The organism is Enhydrobacter sp. (genome assembly GCF_030246845.1).
Lineage (GTDB): Bacteria > Pseudomonadota > Alphaproteobacteria > Reyranellales > Reyranellaceae > Reyranella.
Window position 1 is genome coordinate 1,789,281 of record NZ_CP126889.1, and the last position, 13,403, is coordinate 1,802,683.

General features: G+C 67.7%; 8 protein-coding genes. 2 read left to right on the forward strand and 6 right to left on the reverse strand.

Annotation, left to right across the window (positions count from 1 at the left end):
- Positions 1-115 precede the first annotated feature (115 nt).
- Positions 116-1,009, reverse strand: a complete 894-nt coding sequence (locus OJF58_RS09040) for a LysR family transcriptional regulator (protein WP_300783660.1) — start codon at positions 1,007-1,009, stop codon at positions 116-118.
- Positions 1,010-1,021: 12 nt separating this feature from the next.
- The gene (gene dinB / locus OJF58_RS09045) at positions 1,022-2,101 is read right to left on the reverse strand and encodes a DNA polymerase IV (protein WP_300783662.1); all 1,080 of its coding nucleotides are present in this window, start codon (positions 2,099-2,101) and stop codon (positions 1,022-1,024) included.
- Positions 2,102-2,210: 109 nt separating this feature from the next.
- On the opposite strand from dinB, the gene OJF58_RS09050 reads away from it, so the two are divergent.
- Both OJF58_RS09050 and OJF58_RS09055 read left to right on the forward strand, forming a co-directional pair.
- Positions 2,211-3,581 (forward strand): acyclic terpene utilization AtuA family protein, encoded by a 1,371-nt coding sequence (locus OJF58_RS09050; RefSeq protein ID WP_300783663.1) that lies wholly within the window; start codon positions 2,211-2,213, stop codon positions 3,579-3,581.
- Positions 3,578-3,913, forward strand: coding sequence for a DUF4387 domain-containing protein (locus tag OJF58_RS09055; RefSeq protein ID WP_300783664.1), 336 nt, complete (start codon positions 3,578-3,580; stop codon positions 3,911-3,913). The genes OJF58_RS09050 and OJF58_RS09055 overlap by 4 nt, the downstream gene beginning before the upstream one ends.
- 108 nt (positions 3,914-4,021) lie before the next feature.
- On the opposite strand, the gene OJF58_RS09060 is transcribed toward OJF58_RS09055, so the two are convergent.
- Genes OJF58_RS09060 through OJF58_RS09075 form a run of 4 tightly spaced genes read right to left on the reverse strand, consistent with a single transcriptional unit; the run spans position 4,022 to position 13,277 of the window.
- Entirely contained in the window at positions 4,022-5,524 is a 1,503-nt protein-coding gene (locus OJF58_RS09060; RefSeq protein ID WP_300783665.1) for an efflux transporter outer membrane subunit, read from the reverse strand.
- Positions 5,521-8,850, reverse strand: a complete 3,330-nt coding sequence (locus OJF58_RS09065) for an efflux RND transporter permease subunit (RefSeq protein ID WP_300783667.1) — start codon at positions 8,848-8,850, stop codon at positions 5,521-5,523. The genes OJF58_RS09060 and OJF58_RS09065 overlap by 4 nt, the downstream gene beginning before the upstream one ends.
- Complete coding sequence (locus OJF58_RS09070; protein ID WP_300783669.1) at positions 8,847-12,041, reverse strand: multidrug efflux RND transporter permease subunit; 3,195 nt, start codon at positions 12,039-12,041, stop codon at positions 8,847-8,849. The genes OJF58_RS09065 and OJF58_RS09070 overlap by 4 nt, the downstream gene beginning before the upstream one ends.
- Positions 12,042-12,053: 12 nt before the next feature.
- The gene (locus OJF58_RS09075; RefSeq protein ID WP_300783671.1) at positions 12,054-13,277 is read right to left on the reverse strand and encodes an MdtA/MuxA family multidrug efflux RND transporter periplasmic adaptor subunit; all 1,224 of its coding nucleotides are present in this window, start codon (positions 13,275-13,277) and stop codon (positions 12,054-12,056) included.
- Positions 13,278-13,403 lie beyond the last annotated feature (126 nt).

Genomic DNA, 13,403 nt, shown 5'->3' on the forward strand with positions numbered 1-13,403 from the left:
CAATAAAGCTCTTTGATGCTGCAATAGAACAATTCAATTGATCAGACCGACTATCCCCTTATTCGACTATAGTCGAACACAAGACCTTGGGGATAAAGCCTATCGTTGCCTAAATCTATTGTGCCAGCGCTTTTGCCAGTCGGCGCGCCTCGGTGACCAGAGCCGAGACCAGGGTCGTCATCGGCTCCCGGGGCGGCACGACCAGTCCGATCTGGTGAACGGCCTCGGGTTCGACAATGGGGATGGAGCGCAGCCGCTCGGTGAGCCCCAAGGTCTCGGCCAGCTTCTCGGGCATGACGCTCGCCCAGCGGCCGGTGCGCACATGGGAGAACAGGACGATCATCGAGTTCGATTCGAGCGTCGGCTCGGCCGCGCCGCCGGCGGCGTGCAGCAGCCCGTCGATGATGCGTCGGTTCTGCATGTCCGGTGTCAGCAGGCAAAGCGGGATCCGGGCGACCTCGGCCCAGGTGACGCGATCGTGGTTGCCGAGCGGGCTTTCGGCCGACGTGAGCAGGCGGTACTGCTCGTTGTAGAGCGCAACCGCGCGCATGCGGCCGAGCGGCTCGTTGTCGATATAGGTGAGGCCCGCGTCGACCTCGAGATTGTCGAGCATCGACAGCACCTCGATCGAGGTGCGCGACAGGATGGTGAACTTCACGTTGGGATGGCGCGCGCGATAGGGCGTGGTGAGCGCCGGGACCATGGCGAGCGCGGTCGGGATGGCCGCGATCCTGAGATGGCCGGCCAGACCCTTCTTCAGGGTCTGCACCTCCTGGCGCATGGCGCGGGCGTCGGCGACGATGCCGCGCGCCCAGTCGAGGACGCGCTCGCCCTCGGCGGTGAAACCCAGGAAGCGGGACGTGCGCTGCACCAGCATGACGCCGAGCGTATCCTCGAGCTGCTTGATGCCGGCCGAGAAGGTCGGCTGCGTGACGCCGCATTGCTCGGCCGCCCGGCCGAAATTGCGCTCCCGGGCGAGCGCCAGCAGGTATTCGAGCTTGTCGATCATCCCGCCGCTGCCCTAGAGGCCCAGCGTGAGTTGCGGCGGTGCGGACCCGACACGCATTCCCATGTTCGACAGCGACACACCCAGAAGACGCACCTTCTTCTCGAGCGGAAAGATCGTGCGCACGAGCTCGACGCTCGCCTGTTCGAGCTCGGCCCGGCTCGCCACCGGCGCGGGCAGCGTCCGGCTGCGGGTGACGATCTGGAAGTCGGCGTACTTGATCTTCACCGTCACGGTGCGGCCGGCCACGCCGGTGCGCTCGCAGTATCCCCAGACATCCCCCAGCACCGACAGCACGCCCTCCTCGATATCGATCGGCCGGCCGAGATCCTGCGCAAAGGTGGTCTCCGAGCCGACCGACTTGCGCGGCCGGTCGGGCACCACGCGGCGGCCGTCCTGCCCGCGGGCGATGGCGTGGTAATACGTCCCCGACTTGCCGAAATAGCGCTGCAGGAACTCCAGCGACTGCGCCTTGAGATCGGCGCCGGTGTGGATGCCGAGCCTCTTCATCTTGGCCTCGGTGGCCGGGCCGACGCCATGGAACTTGCCGACCGGCAGGCCTTCCACGAAGGCCGGTCCCTTCTCCGGCCGGATCACGAACTGGCCGTTGGGCTTGCGATGGTCGGAGGCGAGCTTGGCCAGGAACTTGTTGTAGGAGATGCCGGCCGAGGCGGTGAGACCGGTCTCGGCGAGGATGCGCGCGCGGATCTCGCGCGCGATCTCCGACGCGAGCGGCATGTTCTTGAGGTTGGTCGTGACGTCGAGATAGGCCTCGTCGAGCGACAGCGGCTCCACCAGCGGCGTGTATTCGAGGAAGATCGCCCGGATCTGTTGGGAGACCTGCTTGTAGACCTCGAAGCGCGGCTTCACGAACAGCAGCTCGGGACAGAGCCGGCGGGCGGTCGCCGAGGGCATGGCCGAGCGCACGCCGAAGCGGCGCGCCTCGTAGCTCGCCGCCATCACCACGCCGCGCTCGCGGCTGCCGCCCACGGCGAGCGGCCTGTCGCGCAAGCCGGGATCGTCGCGCTGCTCCACGGAGGCATAGAAGGCATCCATATCGAGATGGATGATCTTGCGGATGTCCGCCTCGGCCATGACGGCGAAGCCTACGACCTTCCCTCCGGCCGCTCCAAGCCTTTCGGCACTTGCACGAACGCCGTTGCCGTCTCAAAACCGCGCTGACCTGTCCGCATGAAGGCCCGCCATGCCCGCGCCGATCAACGACGAGATCCGCATCCTCACCCCGTCGGGGATGCTGGGCTACGGCTTCCCGCTCGATCATTTCAAGCGCGGCCTCGCGCTGGGGCCGCACGCGATCACCATCGATTCGGGCTCGACCGACTCGGGGCCGCAGAAGCTCGGCTTGGGCGAGATGACCTGCAGCCGCGAGGCCTATATCAAGGACCTCGAGGTGCTGCTGGGGGCGCAACAAGAAGCGGGGGTGCCGCTCCTGATCTCCTCGGCCGGCGGCGATGGCAGCAACCTGCATGTCGATGCTTTCCGCGACATGATCGCGGAGATCGCGCGCAGGAACGGCTGGCGGTTCAGGCTGGCGAAGATCTACGCCGACATCGACAAGGATCATATCCGCCGCGAGCTGAGGGCCGGCCGGGTCGAGCCGCTCGGACCGGTGCCGCCGCTCGATCCACGCGAGATCGAGGCGGCCACGGTGATCGTGGCGCAGATGGGCGCCGAGCCGTTCCTGGAGGCGCTCGGCGGCGGCGATGTCGACGTGATCGTGAGCGGGCGGAGCTACGATCCCTCGCCGACGGCCGCGATGGCGATCCGCGCCGGGTTCGATCCGGCGCTCGCCTGGCACATGGGCAAGATCATGGAATGCGGCGCGCTCTGCGCCGAGCCGGTGGGACGCAGCGTCATCGGCTACCTGCGGCGCGACCACTTCGAGATCGAGCCGCTCAATCCGGCCGAGCGCTGCACGACCGCCTCGGTCGCCGCCCATACGCTCTACGAGAAGTCGCATCCGTTCCTGCTCCCCGGCCCGGGCGGCACGCTCGACCTGTCGAACTGCCGGTACGAGCAGGTGACCGACCGGCGCGTGCGCGTCTCGGGCAGCCGCTTCGATCCGGGCCCGCGCTACACGGTGAAGCTCGAAGGCGCCAAGACAGCCGGATGGCGCAGCATCTTCATCGCCGGCGCGCGCGACCCGATCTTCATTGCCCAGATCGATGCCATCCTCGACAAGGCGATTGCGGCCGCTCGTGCCTCTTTCAGCGAGGTGCCGGAGGAGACCTATCGCATCATCCCGCACATCTACGGCAAGAACGGCGTCATGGGCGACCTGGAACCGGTGAAGGCGCCGGCGCACGAGCTTTGCATCATCGTCGAGGTCGCGGCGGCGACGCAGGCGCTTGCGACTGCGATCTGCGGCAAGCTGCGCACCAGCCTGATGCACGCACCCTATCCCGGCCGCATCGCCACCGCGGGCAACCTCGCCTCCCCCTTCACGCCGCTCGAGATCCCGCTCGGCCAGGCCTGCGCGTTCAACGTCTACCACCTGATGACCGTCGACAGCCCGACGGCGCTGTTCCCGATCCGCTACGAGGAGATCGCATGACCGCCGTTCCGACCCCGTTGCGCGACATCGCCAAGGTCGTGCGCAGCAAGAATGCTGGCCCGTTCGAGATCACGCTCGATATCATCTTCAAATCGAAGGAAGACTACGAGGCTGTCAGGAAGAGCGGCGTGATCACGAAGGAGCTGATTTCCAGGCTCTACAACGTGCCGACGCAGGCGATCATCACCTTCGGCTTCTTCGATCTCGTCAACGCCGTGAAGATCACCCTGCCCCGTCCGCGCGCCCAGGGCGGCATCGGCGAGACCGACATGCACGCCGCGCAGCAGCACGTGCCGCTGCAGGAGATTCGCATTCCCTGGCAGACGATGTAACGCTCATTGGAGCGCACGCTGCGAAAGATCCCACGCTACGCTCGGGATGACACGACGCTGGTTGAGCTGCTGCTCTTGTTTCTTGTCAATGGCGCGCTCCAATCACCCCTAAAACGGCCACCAGCCCTTCTTGACCGATGACGGCTTGGGCATGCTGGCGGGCATCGTCGGCATCAGGGCGGGCAGATCGCTGTCGCGCCAGCCGCCGCCCAGCGCCGTCACGAGCGTGGCGCTGGTGCTGAAGCGGCTCAGCCGGATGTTGATCAGCGTCTGCTCGGCGCCGAGCGCTGTCGTCTGGGCGGTGATTACCGTGGTGTAGGCCACCGTGCCGGCGCGGTACTGGTTGAGCGACAGCCGCTCGGCCTCGCGCGCGGCGGCGACGGCGCGCCGCTGGATCGCCTCCTGCTCGGCAAAATAGCGCTGCTGCGCCAGGGCGTCCTCGACCTGCTGGAAGGCGGTGAGCACGGTCTGGCGATAGGTGGCGACCGTCCGATCGTAGTTCGCGCGCGCCCCTTCGACCTGCGCGGCCCGGGATCCGCCATCGATCAGCGTGCCGGCAAGCTGCGGCCCCAGAGACCAGACCGAAGATCCGATCTGCAACAGGCTGCCGATCACGCTGCTGAAGAAGTTGATGTTCGCGTTGAAGGTGAAGTCGGGATAGTAGGCCGCCTGCGCCACGCCGATCTGCGCGTTGGCGGCCTGCATCTGGCGCTCCGTCGAGGCGATATCGGGCCGCCGCTCCAGCAGCGCCGAGGGCGTCCCGGCGTCGAGCGTCGGCACCGTCTCGGGCGTCGGCGCGGTCTCGATCGACACCTCGGCCGGCATCTTGCCGACGAGGGCCGCGATGGCGTGCTCGAAGAGGGCGCGGTTCGCCCCCTCGGCGGCGTAGAGCGCGCGCGTCTGCTCCAGCAGCGTCTGGGCCTGCGCGAAATCGAGCCGCGAGGCCGTGCCGGCGTTCATCTGGTTGCGCACGATCTCCAGCGACCGTTCATAGGCTGCGATCGATTGCCGGTAGAGCGCGCGCCGCTCGTCCGAGATGCGCAGCGAGAAATAGGCGGTCGCCAGGCTGGCCTGGATCGAGAGCCGGGCCGAGGCAAGGTCGGCGGCGCTGGCCTGGGCCGCCGCCGCGTCGCTCTCGATGGTGCGCCGGATACGGCCCCACACGTCGATCTCCCAGGTCACCGTGCCGCCCAGGGAGTACTGGCCCGACGAGCCGCTGCCGGAACCCGAGATGAAAGCGCCGCCGCTCAGCCGCCTGCTGCCGGAACTGTTCTGCGATATGGACGCCGAGTAGCCCACCGTCGGATAGAGCGAGGACTGGCTCTGGCGGATCAGCGCCACGGCCTGACGGTAGGCCGCCTCGTTCTCCTTGAGCGTCTGGTTCGAGACGTCGACCTCGGCCATCAGCCGGTCGAGCGTGGGATCACCGTAGATCGTCCACCAAGACCCGCGATCGATCGTGTCGCGCGGCAGAGCCGGACGGAAGGTGACGCCATCCACCTCCTTGTAGACGGGGGTCGGATCGGTCGCCGGCGGCGGCCGTCGGTAATCGGGACCCACCATGCAACCTGAAAGCGACAGAAGAACGACAAAAGCGGCGGTACGGTTCATGCACGGGCCTCGAGCCCGCCCATGGTGCGCGCCAGCCGGCTGTACGGATCGCGGTCACGGCGACGGAAGCGGTCGAGATAGAGATAGATCACCGGGGTCGTGTAGAGCGTCAGGACTTGGCTGACCAGCAGGCCGCCGATGATGGAGAGGCCGAGCGGCCGGCGCAGCTCGGCGCCGTCGCCGAAATTGAGCGCCAGCGGCAGGGCGCCCAGCATCGCCGCCATCGTGGTCATCAGGATGGGGCGCAGGCGCAGCAGGCAGGCCTGGAAGATCGCGTCGCGGGCCTCGAGATTCTGGTGGCGCTCCCGGTCGAGCGCGACGTCGATCATCATGATGGCATTCTTCTTGACGATCCCGATCAGCAGCAGGACGCCGATCATGGCGATGATGCTGAGCTCGACCTTGAAGAGCTGGAGCGCCAGCAGGGCGCCAAGGCCGGCCGGCGGCAGGGTCGAGAGGATGGTCAGCGGATGGATGTAGCTCTCGTAGAGGATGCCCAGCACGATGTAGATCGCGGCGAGCGCCGCCAGGATCACGATGACCTGGGTGTCGAGCGACTGCTGGAAGGCGCGGGCGGTGCCCTGGAACGAGCCGTGGATCGTGGCCGGCACGCCGATCTCGCGCATGGTCGCGTTCACGTAGGCGACGGCGTCGCTCAGCGTCTTGTCCGGCGCTAGGTTGAACGAGATGGTGGTGGCCACGAACAGGCCCTGATGGTTGACGCCAAGAGGCGTCGTGCCGAAATCGTGATTGGTGACGGCCGACAGCGGGATCATGGTCTCGGGCGACGTGCTGACCGCCGCCCCGGTCGAGGCCGTGCCGCGGCCGCTGACCGCGATCTGGTTGGTGAGCTGGTTGCGCACCGCCTGGCTGGGATCGAGGGCGGTGGCAGCAGTCGTCAACTGGGTCACCGATCCGGTGTTGCCGGACGTCGTCGTCAAGGTCGGCAGGACCGAGACGATGGCCTGGGTCGCCTGTGCGCCGCTGATCGCGCCGCCGGAGGTGCTCACATAGATCTGGTCGAGCGTCCGGGGGTTCTGCCAGTACTGCGGCGCCACCTCCATCACGACATGGTACTGGTTGAGCGGATTGTAGATGGTGGAGACCTGGCGCTGGCCGAACGCATCGTAGAGCGTGGCCGAGATCGACCGGGTGCTGACGCCGAGCCGGCTCGCCGCGTCGCGATCGATCGTGACGTCGACCTGCAGGCCATGCTGCTGCTGATCGGAATCGATGTCGGTGATGACGGAGCTGTCGCGCTGCAGCGCCGTCACGAGCCTGGGGCCCCAGGCGTAAAGCTCGGCGAGCGAATCGGACTGCAGCGTGAACTGGTACTGCGAGTTGCTCTGGCGGCCGCCGACCCGGATGTCCTGCACCGCCCGCATGAACAGGCTGGCGCCGGGAACCTGGGCGAGACGCACCCTGAGGCGCGCGATCACCTGGTCGGCCGAGGCGTCGCGCTCGGACAGCGGCTTGAGCTGGGCGAACAGGAATCCGGAGTTGGTCTGGAAGCCGCCCGTGAAGCCGACCACGTTCTGGACGGCCGGATCGGCGCGCACGATGGCCATGAACTGACGGAACTTGCGACGCATCGACTGGAACGAGATGCTCTGGTCGGCGCGCATGCCGCCGATGATGCGGCCCGTGTCCTGCTGCGGGAAGAAGCCCTTCGGCACCTCGATATAGAGAAAGATGTTGAGGAGCACGGTGCCGATGAAGACGAGGATCGTCGCCCGGGGATGGCGCAGGACCACGGCGAGCGTGCGGCCGTAGAAGGCCTGGACGGCGGCGAAGATGCGCTCGCCGGTGCGGGCGAACCAGCCTGGCCGCGCCTCGGTCTCGGCGCGCGGTGGCCGCAGCACATAGGCGCACATCATGGGCGTGGTGGTGAGCGACACCACCATCGAGATCATGATGGCGATGGTGAGCGTCACGGCGAACTCGCGGAACAGGCGGCCGACGATGCCGCCCATCAGCAGGATCGGGATGAACACCGCGACCAGCGACAGGCTCATCGAGATCACGGTGAAGCCCACCTCGCGCGCGCCCAGCAGCGCCGCCTGCCGGCGCGGCATGCCGTTCTCGACATGGCGGGATATGTTCTCGAGCACGATGATCGCGTCGTCGACGACGAATCCCGCCGAGATGGTGAGCGCCATCAGCGACAGATTGTTGAGGCTGAAGCCCATCAGGTACATGACGCCGAACGTGCCGACCAGCGACACCGGCACGGCGACCGACGGCACGAGCCCGGCCCGCACCGAGCGCAGGAAGGCGAAGGTCACCAGCACCACGAGGATGACGCTGAGCGTCAGCGCGCGCTCGACCTCCTTGAGCGACGCGCGGATGGTGATGGTGCGGTCGCTGGCCAGCAGCACGTCGATCTCGGGCGGCAGCGCGGCCTGCAGCTCGGGCAGCACCGCCTTCACCTCGTCGACGGTCTGGATGATGTTGGCGTTGGGCTGAAGGTAGACGATCACCAGCACCGACCGGCGGCCGTTCGCCTGCCCCTCGTTGCGCACGTCCTCGACCGAGTCCACGACCTCGGCCACGTCCTTCAGCCGCACCGGTGCACTGTTGCGCCAGGCGATGACGAGGTTGCGGTAGTCGTCGGCCACCCGCGACTGGTCGTTGGTGTAGATCTGGTAGCGCCGGTCGCCGACCTCGATCGCGCCCTTCGGCGCGTTGGCGTTGGCCGCGGCGAGGCCGGCACGCACGCTCTCGAGGCCGATCCGGTACTTCGCCAGCGCATCGGGATTGAGCTCGACCCGCACCGCGGGCAGCGAGCTGCCGCCCAGCGTCACCTGCCCCACCCCGGTGACCTGGCTCAGCCGCTGCTGCAGGACGTTCGACGCCGCATCATAGAGCTCGCCCTGCGACATCGTCTCCGAGGTCAGCGCCAGGATCACCGCCGGCGCGTCCGCCGGGTTGATCTTGCGGTAGATCGGATTGGAGCGAAGGCTGGTCGGCATGTCCGCGCGCGCGGCGTTGATGGCAGCCTGCACATCGCGCGCCGCCCCGTCGATCTCGCGCGACAGATCGAACTGCAGCACGATGCGGGCGTTGCCGACGGTGCTGGTCGAGGTGATCTCGGTCACGCCGGCGATCGCTCCCAGCCGCCTCTCGAGCGGCGTCGTCACGCTGGTCGCGACCGTGTCCGGCGACGCACCGGGCAGCGAGGCCTGCACCAGGATGGTCGGGAAGTCGACCTTGGGCAGCGGCGATACCGGCAGGGCGATGAAGCCCATGAGGCCGGCCAGCAGGATGCCGGCCGTGAGCAGCGTGGTCGCGACCGGCCGGGCGATGAAGACGGCCGAGAAGCTCACGGCTGGAAGCCCTCCGGCAGCTCGGTGGGCGTCGGTCCCTGCCCGTCCGCCAGCGGATGGGCCGGCGTGTCGAGCGGCAGGCCGCGCAGGCGCCGGGCAATGCGGTCGAAGGCAAGGTAGATCACCGGCGTCGTGAAGAGCGTCAGCAACTGGCTCACGATCAGGCCGCCGACGATGGTGAGGCCGAGCGGATGACGCAGCTCCGAGCCGGTGCCGGTGCCGAGCATCAGCGGCAGCGCGCCGACCAGGGCGGCAATGGTGGTCATCAGGATGGGCCGGAAGCGCAGCAGGCAGGCCTGATGGATCGCCTCGAGCGGCGCCTTGCCCTCGTTGCGCTCGGCATCCAGGGCGAAGTCGATCATCATGATCGCGTTCTTCTTGACGATGCCGATCAGCAGCACGATGCCGATGATGGCCACGACGCTGAGATCGTCGCCGGCGATCATCAGGGCCAGCAGCGCGCCGATGCCGGCCGACGGCAGCGTCGACAGAATCGTGACCGGATGGATGTAGCTCTCGTAGAGCACGCCCAGCACGATGTAGACCGTGACGATGGCGGCCAGGATCAGCATGAGCTGGCTCCTGAGCGCCTTCTGGAAGGCGAGCGCCGCGCCCTGGAAGTGCGTCGAGATGGAGCGCGGCATGCCGATCTCCCTCTGCGCCGCCGTGACGGCGTCGACCGCGGCGCCGAGCGACGCGCCGGGCGCGAGGTTGAAGGAGATCGTGGTCGCGGGGAACTGGCTCAGCCGGTCGAGCCTGAGCGGCGCCGTCTGCTCCTCGAAGGTCGCGATTGCCGACAGCGGCACCTGCTTGCCCGAGGTCGAGCCGGGAAGATAGAGCTTGTTCAGCGCATCGAGCGAGCGCGCCATCGACGGCTCGAGCTCGTAGATCACGCGGTACTGGTTGGACTGCGTGTAGACGGTCGAGACGATGCGCTGGCCGAACGCGTCATAGAGCAGGTTGTCGACCGTGGCGGCGGTGATGCCGAAGCGCGCCGCCGCGTCGCGGTCGATCTTGATGAACATGGCGAGCCCCTGGTTCTGCAGCTCGCTGGTCACGTCGACGAGCTCGGGAATCTGCGCCATGCGCTGCACCAGCCGCGGGACCCAGGTGTCGAAGTCCTTGGGGTTGGGGCTTTCCAGCACGAACTGGTACTGGGTGCGGCTCACCGTCGAATCGATCGTGAGGTCCTGCGACGGCTGCATGTAGATCTGGATGCCCTGGACCGACGCGGTCTCGCGCACGATGCGGCGGATGATCTGGCTCGCGGTCAGGGAGCGCGCGTCGCGCGGCTTGAGGTTGATCAGCATGCGCCCCGAGTTGAGCGTGGGGTTGCTGCCGTCGACGCCGACGAAGGAGCTGAGGCTCTCGACGTCGGGGTCCTTCAGGATGGCCTCGGCCAGCGCCTGCTGACGCTCGCGCATGGCGTCGAAGGAGACGGTTTGCGGTGCCTCGGTGACGGCCTGGATCAGGCCATTGTCCTGGACGGGGAAGAAGCCCTTGGGAATGGCGACATAGAGCGCCGCCGTCAGCACGACGGTCGCCACGGCCACGAGGAGGGTGAGCGTTTGATGGCGGAAGACGACGACGAGGCCGCGGTCGTAGAGATCGATCAGCCGGCCGAACCAGCGGGCTCCCAGCGCCTGCGCCTCCGGATGGGCGGAGACCGCCGCCGGCTGCTGTCCCGCCGCGGACCGGCGCTGGCCGACATCGCGCCGGCGCAGGAGTTGGGCGCACATCATCGGCACCAGGGTCAGCGATACCACGGCCGAGATCAGGATGGTGACGGCCAGCGTGATCGCGAACTCGCTGAACAGCCGCCCCACCACGTCGCCCATGAACAGCAGCGGGATCAGCACGGCGATCAGCGAGACGGTGAGCGACACGACCGTGAAGGCGATCTGGCTCGAGCCCTTCAATGCCGCCTCGAACGGCTCGTCGCCCTCCTCGATGTAGCGGGCGATGTTCTCGATCATGACGATCGCGTCGTCGACCACGAAGCCGGTCGCGATGGTGAGCGCCATGATCGACAGGTTGTTGAGCGAGAACCCGGCGAGATACATCACCGCCAGTGTGCCGACGAGCGACAGCGGCACCGACAGGCTGGGGATGATGGTGGCGCGCCAGTCGCCCAGGAACAGGAAGATGACCGCGACGACCAGCAGCACCGCGAAGGAGAGCTCGATCTGCACGTCGCGCACCGAGGCGCGGATGGTGACGGTGCGGTCGGTCAGCACCGACACGTCGATCGACGGCGGCAGCGTGTCGCGAAGCTGCGGCAGCAGCGCCTTGATGCTGTCGACCACGGCGATGACGTTGGCGCCGGGCTGGCGCTGCACGTTCACGATCACCGCCTGGTCGGTGTTCATCCAGGCGATCAACCGGTTGTTCTCCTGGCCGTCGTCGACCGTCGCCACGTCGGAGAGCCTGACCGGCGCGCCGTTGCGGTAGGCCACGATCACGTCGTTGAAGCGCTCGGGATCGGTGATCTGGTCGTTGGCGTTGATCGAGTAGCTGCGCGTCGGCCCGTCGAAATTGCCCTTGGGCGTGTTGACGTTGGCGTTGGTGATGGTGGTGCGCAGGTCGTCGACATTGAGGCCGTAGGCGGCGAGCGCCGTCGGATTGGCGCGGATGCGGTAGCCCGGCTTCTGCCCGCCCTCGAGCGTGACCAGGCCGACACCGGCGACCTGCGAGATCTTCTGGCCGAGCCGCACATCGATCAGGTCGTAGACCTTGGTGAGCGGCTCGGTCTTCGACGTCACCGCGAGCGTCAGGATGGGCGCGTCCGCCGGATTGACCTTGGCGTAGATGGGCGGCGCCGGAAGGTCCGCCGGCAGCAGGTTGCCGGCGGCATTGATGGCCGCCTGCACCTGCTGCTCGGCGATGTCGATGCCGAGCGACAGGCTGAACTGCAGCGTGATCGAGGACGCGCCGGCCGAGCTGGTCGAGGTCATCTGGTTCAGGCCCGGCATCTGCCCGAACTGGCGCTCCAGCGGCGCGGTGACGGAGGACGTCATCACCTCGGGGCCGGCGCCGGGATAGAGCGTCAGCACGCGGATGGTCGGATAGTCGACCTGCGGCAGCGCGGCGAGCGGCAGGAACCGGTAGGCGATCAGGCCGGCCAGCATGATCGCCACCATCAGGAGGGACGTGCCGACCGGCCGCTCGACGAAGATGCGCGACGGATTCATGTCGCGACGGCGTTACTGGTTCGATTGCGCCGGACGTCCGGCGCCGCCCCTGGCCGGGCGGGCCTGGGCGTCCTCACGGCTATCGCCCGGCGCGGCGGCGACCGGTCGCGCCGGAACGCGGATCTTGGAGCCCGCGCGCAGACGGTCGGTGCCGTCGACCACCACCCGGTCGTTGAGCGCCAGCCCTTTCGCTATGGCGATCTTCTCGCCGTCGCTGACGCCCGTCTCGACGACCGCGATCTCGACCGTGTCGTCGGCCTTGACGCGATAGACAAACGTGCCCGGTTGTCCCCTCTGGATCGCCGCCACCGGCACCACCAGCGCGTCCCGCACCGTGTCCACCAGAAGCCGGATATTGACGAACTGGTTGGGAAAGAGCGCTTCGTCCTTGTTGTCGAACATCGCCCGGAGCTTCACCGTGCCGGTGGTCGTATCGATCTGATTGTCGGTGGTGGCGAGCTTTCCCACGCCCAGCTCGACCTTCTGCGCGCGATCGAGCGCCGTCACCTGCAGCGTGGCGCCTTCGCGCAGGCGCTTGCGCACCGCAGGCAGCGCATCCTCGGGAATGGGGAACAGCACCGACATGGGTTGCATCTGGGTGATGACGCAGATGCCGGTGGCGTCGCCCATCGAGACATAGTTGCCAGGATCGACCAGGCGCAGCCCGATCCTGCCGTCGGTCGGCGCCACGATCCGCGTGTAGACGAGGTTGAGCTTGGCCGAGTCCACGGCCGCCCGGTCCGTCACCAGCGTGGCTTCGTACTGCCGCACCAGGGCGGCCTGGGTGTCGTAGGTCTGCCGGGCGACCGAATCCTGCGCCACCAGCTTGCGGTAGCGCTCGAGGTCGAGCTGCGCGTTCTTGAGGAGCGCCTGGTCCTTCTCCAGCGTGCCGATGGCCTGCTGGAGGGCGACCTCGTAGGGCCGGGGATCGACGACCGCCAGCAGGTCGCCCTTCTTGACCGCCTGGCCCTCGGTGAAGGCGACCTGGACGAGCTGGCCCGTGATCTGCGTCTTCACGGTGACGGTCGCAAGCGGCGTGACCGTCCCCAGCGCGCTGTCGACGATCGGAATGTCGCCCTTCACGACCGTCGCCAGGCCCACGGTGACGGCCTGGCTCGCGGCGGTGCGGTTGCCCCGGTTCGGGGGCGCGGAGCCCGAATGGCTGAAATACCACGCGGCGCCGACGACGACCGCGAGCCCCACGCCGATCCCTAGCAGGGTGCGCCGTCGATTCATCGCCCGATGAGCCCCAAAAGCAGGTCCTTTCCGCTATACGCAGGGACTGCTCGGAGTCTCCCCCAGCCGCGAGGGGGGCGCAAGGCGACCGGCCGGTCCGGCTGGCTTGTCCGGGACCGGCCGGAA

What these genes read in the sequence shown, in the direction of transcription:
- OJF58_RS09055 (WP_300783664.1), top strand. Translation starts at nt 3,578, where the DNA reads ATGACCGCCGTTCCGACCCCGTTGCGCGACATCGCCAAGGTCGTGCGC.
- OJF58_RS09060 (WP_300783665.1), bottom strand. Translation starts at nt 5,524, where the DNA reads ATGAACCGTACCGCCGCTTTTGTCGTTCTTCTGTCGCTTTCAGGTTGC.
- OJF58_RS09070 (WP_300783669.1), bottom strand. Translation starts at nt 12,041, where the DNA reads ATGAATCCGTCGCGCATCTTCGTCGAGCGGCCGGTCGGCACGTCCCTC.
- OJF58_RS09075 (WP_300783671.1), bottom strand. Translation starts at nt 13,277, where the DNA reads ATGAATCGACGGCGCACCCTGCTAGGGATCGGCGTGGGGCTCGCGGTC.
- OJF58_RS09040 (WP_300783660.1), bottom strand. Translation starts at nt 1,009, where the DNA reads ATGATCGACAAGCTCGAATACCTGCTGGCGCTCGCCCGGGAGCGCAAT.
- dinB (WP_300783662.1), bottom strand. Translation starts at nt 2,101, where the DNA reads ATGGCCGAGGCGGACATCCGCAAGATCATCCATCTCGATATGGATGCC.
- OJF58_RS09050 (WP_300783663.1), top strand. Translation starts at nt 2,211, where the DNA reads ATGCCCGCGCCGATCAACGACGAGATCCGCATCCTCACCCCGTCGGGG.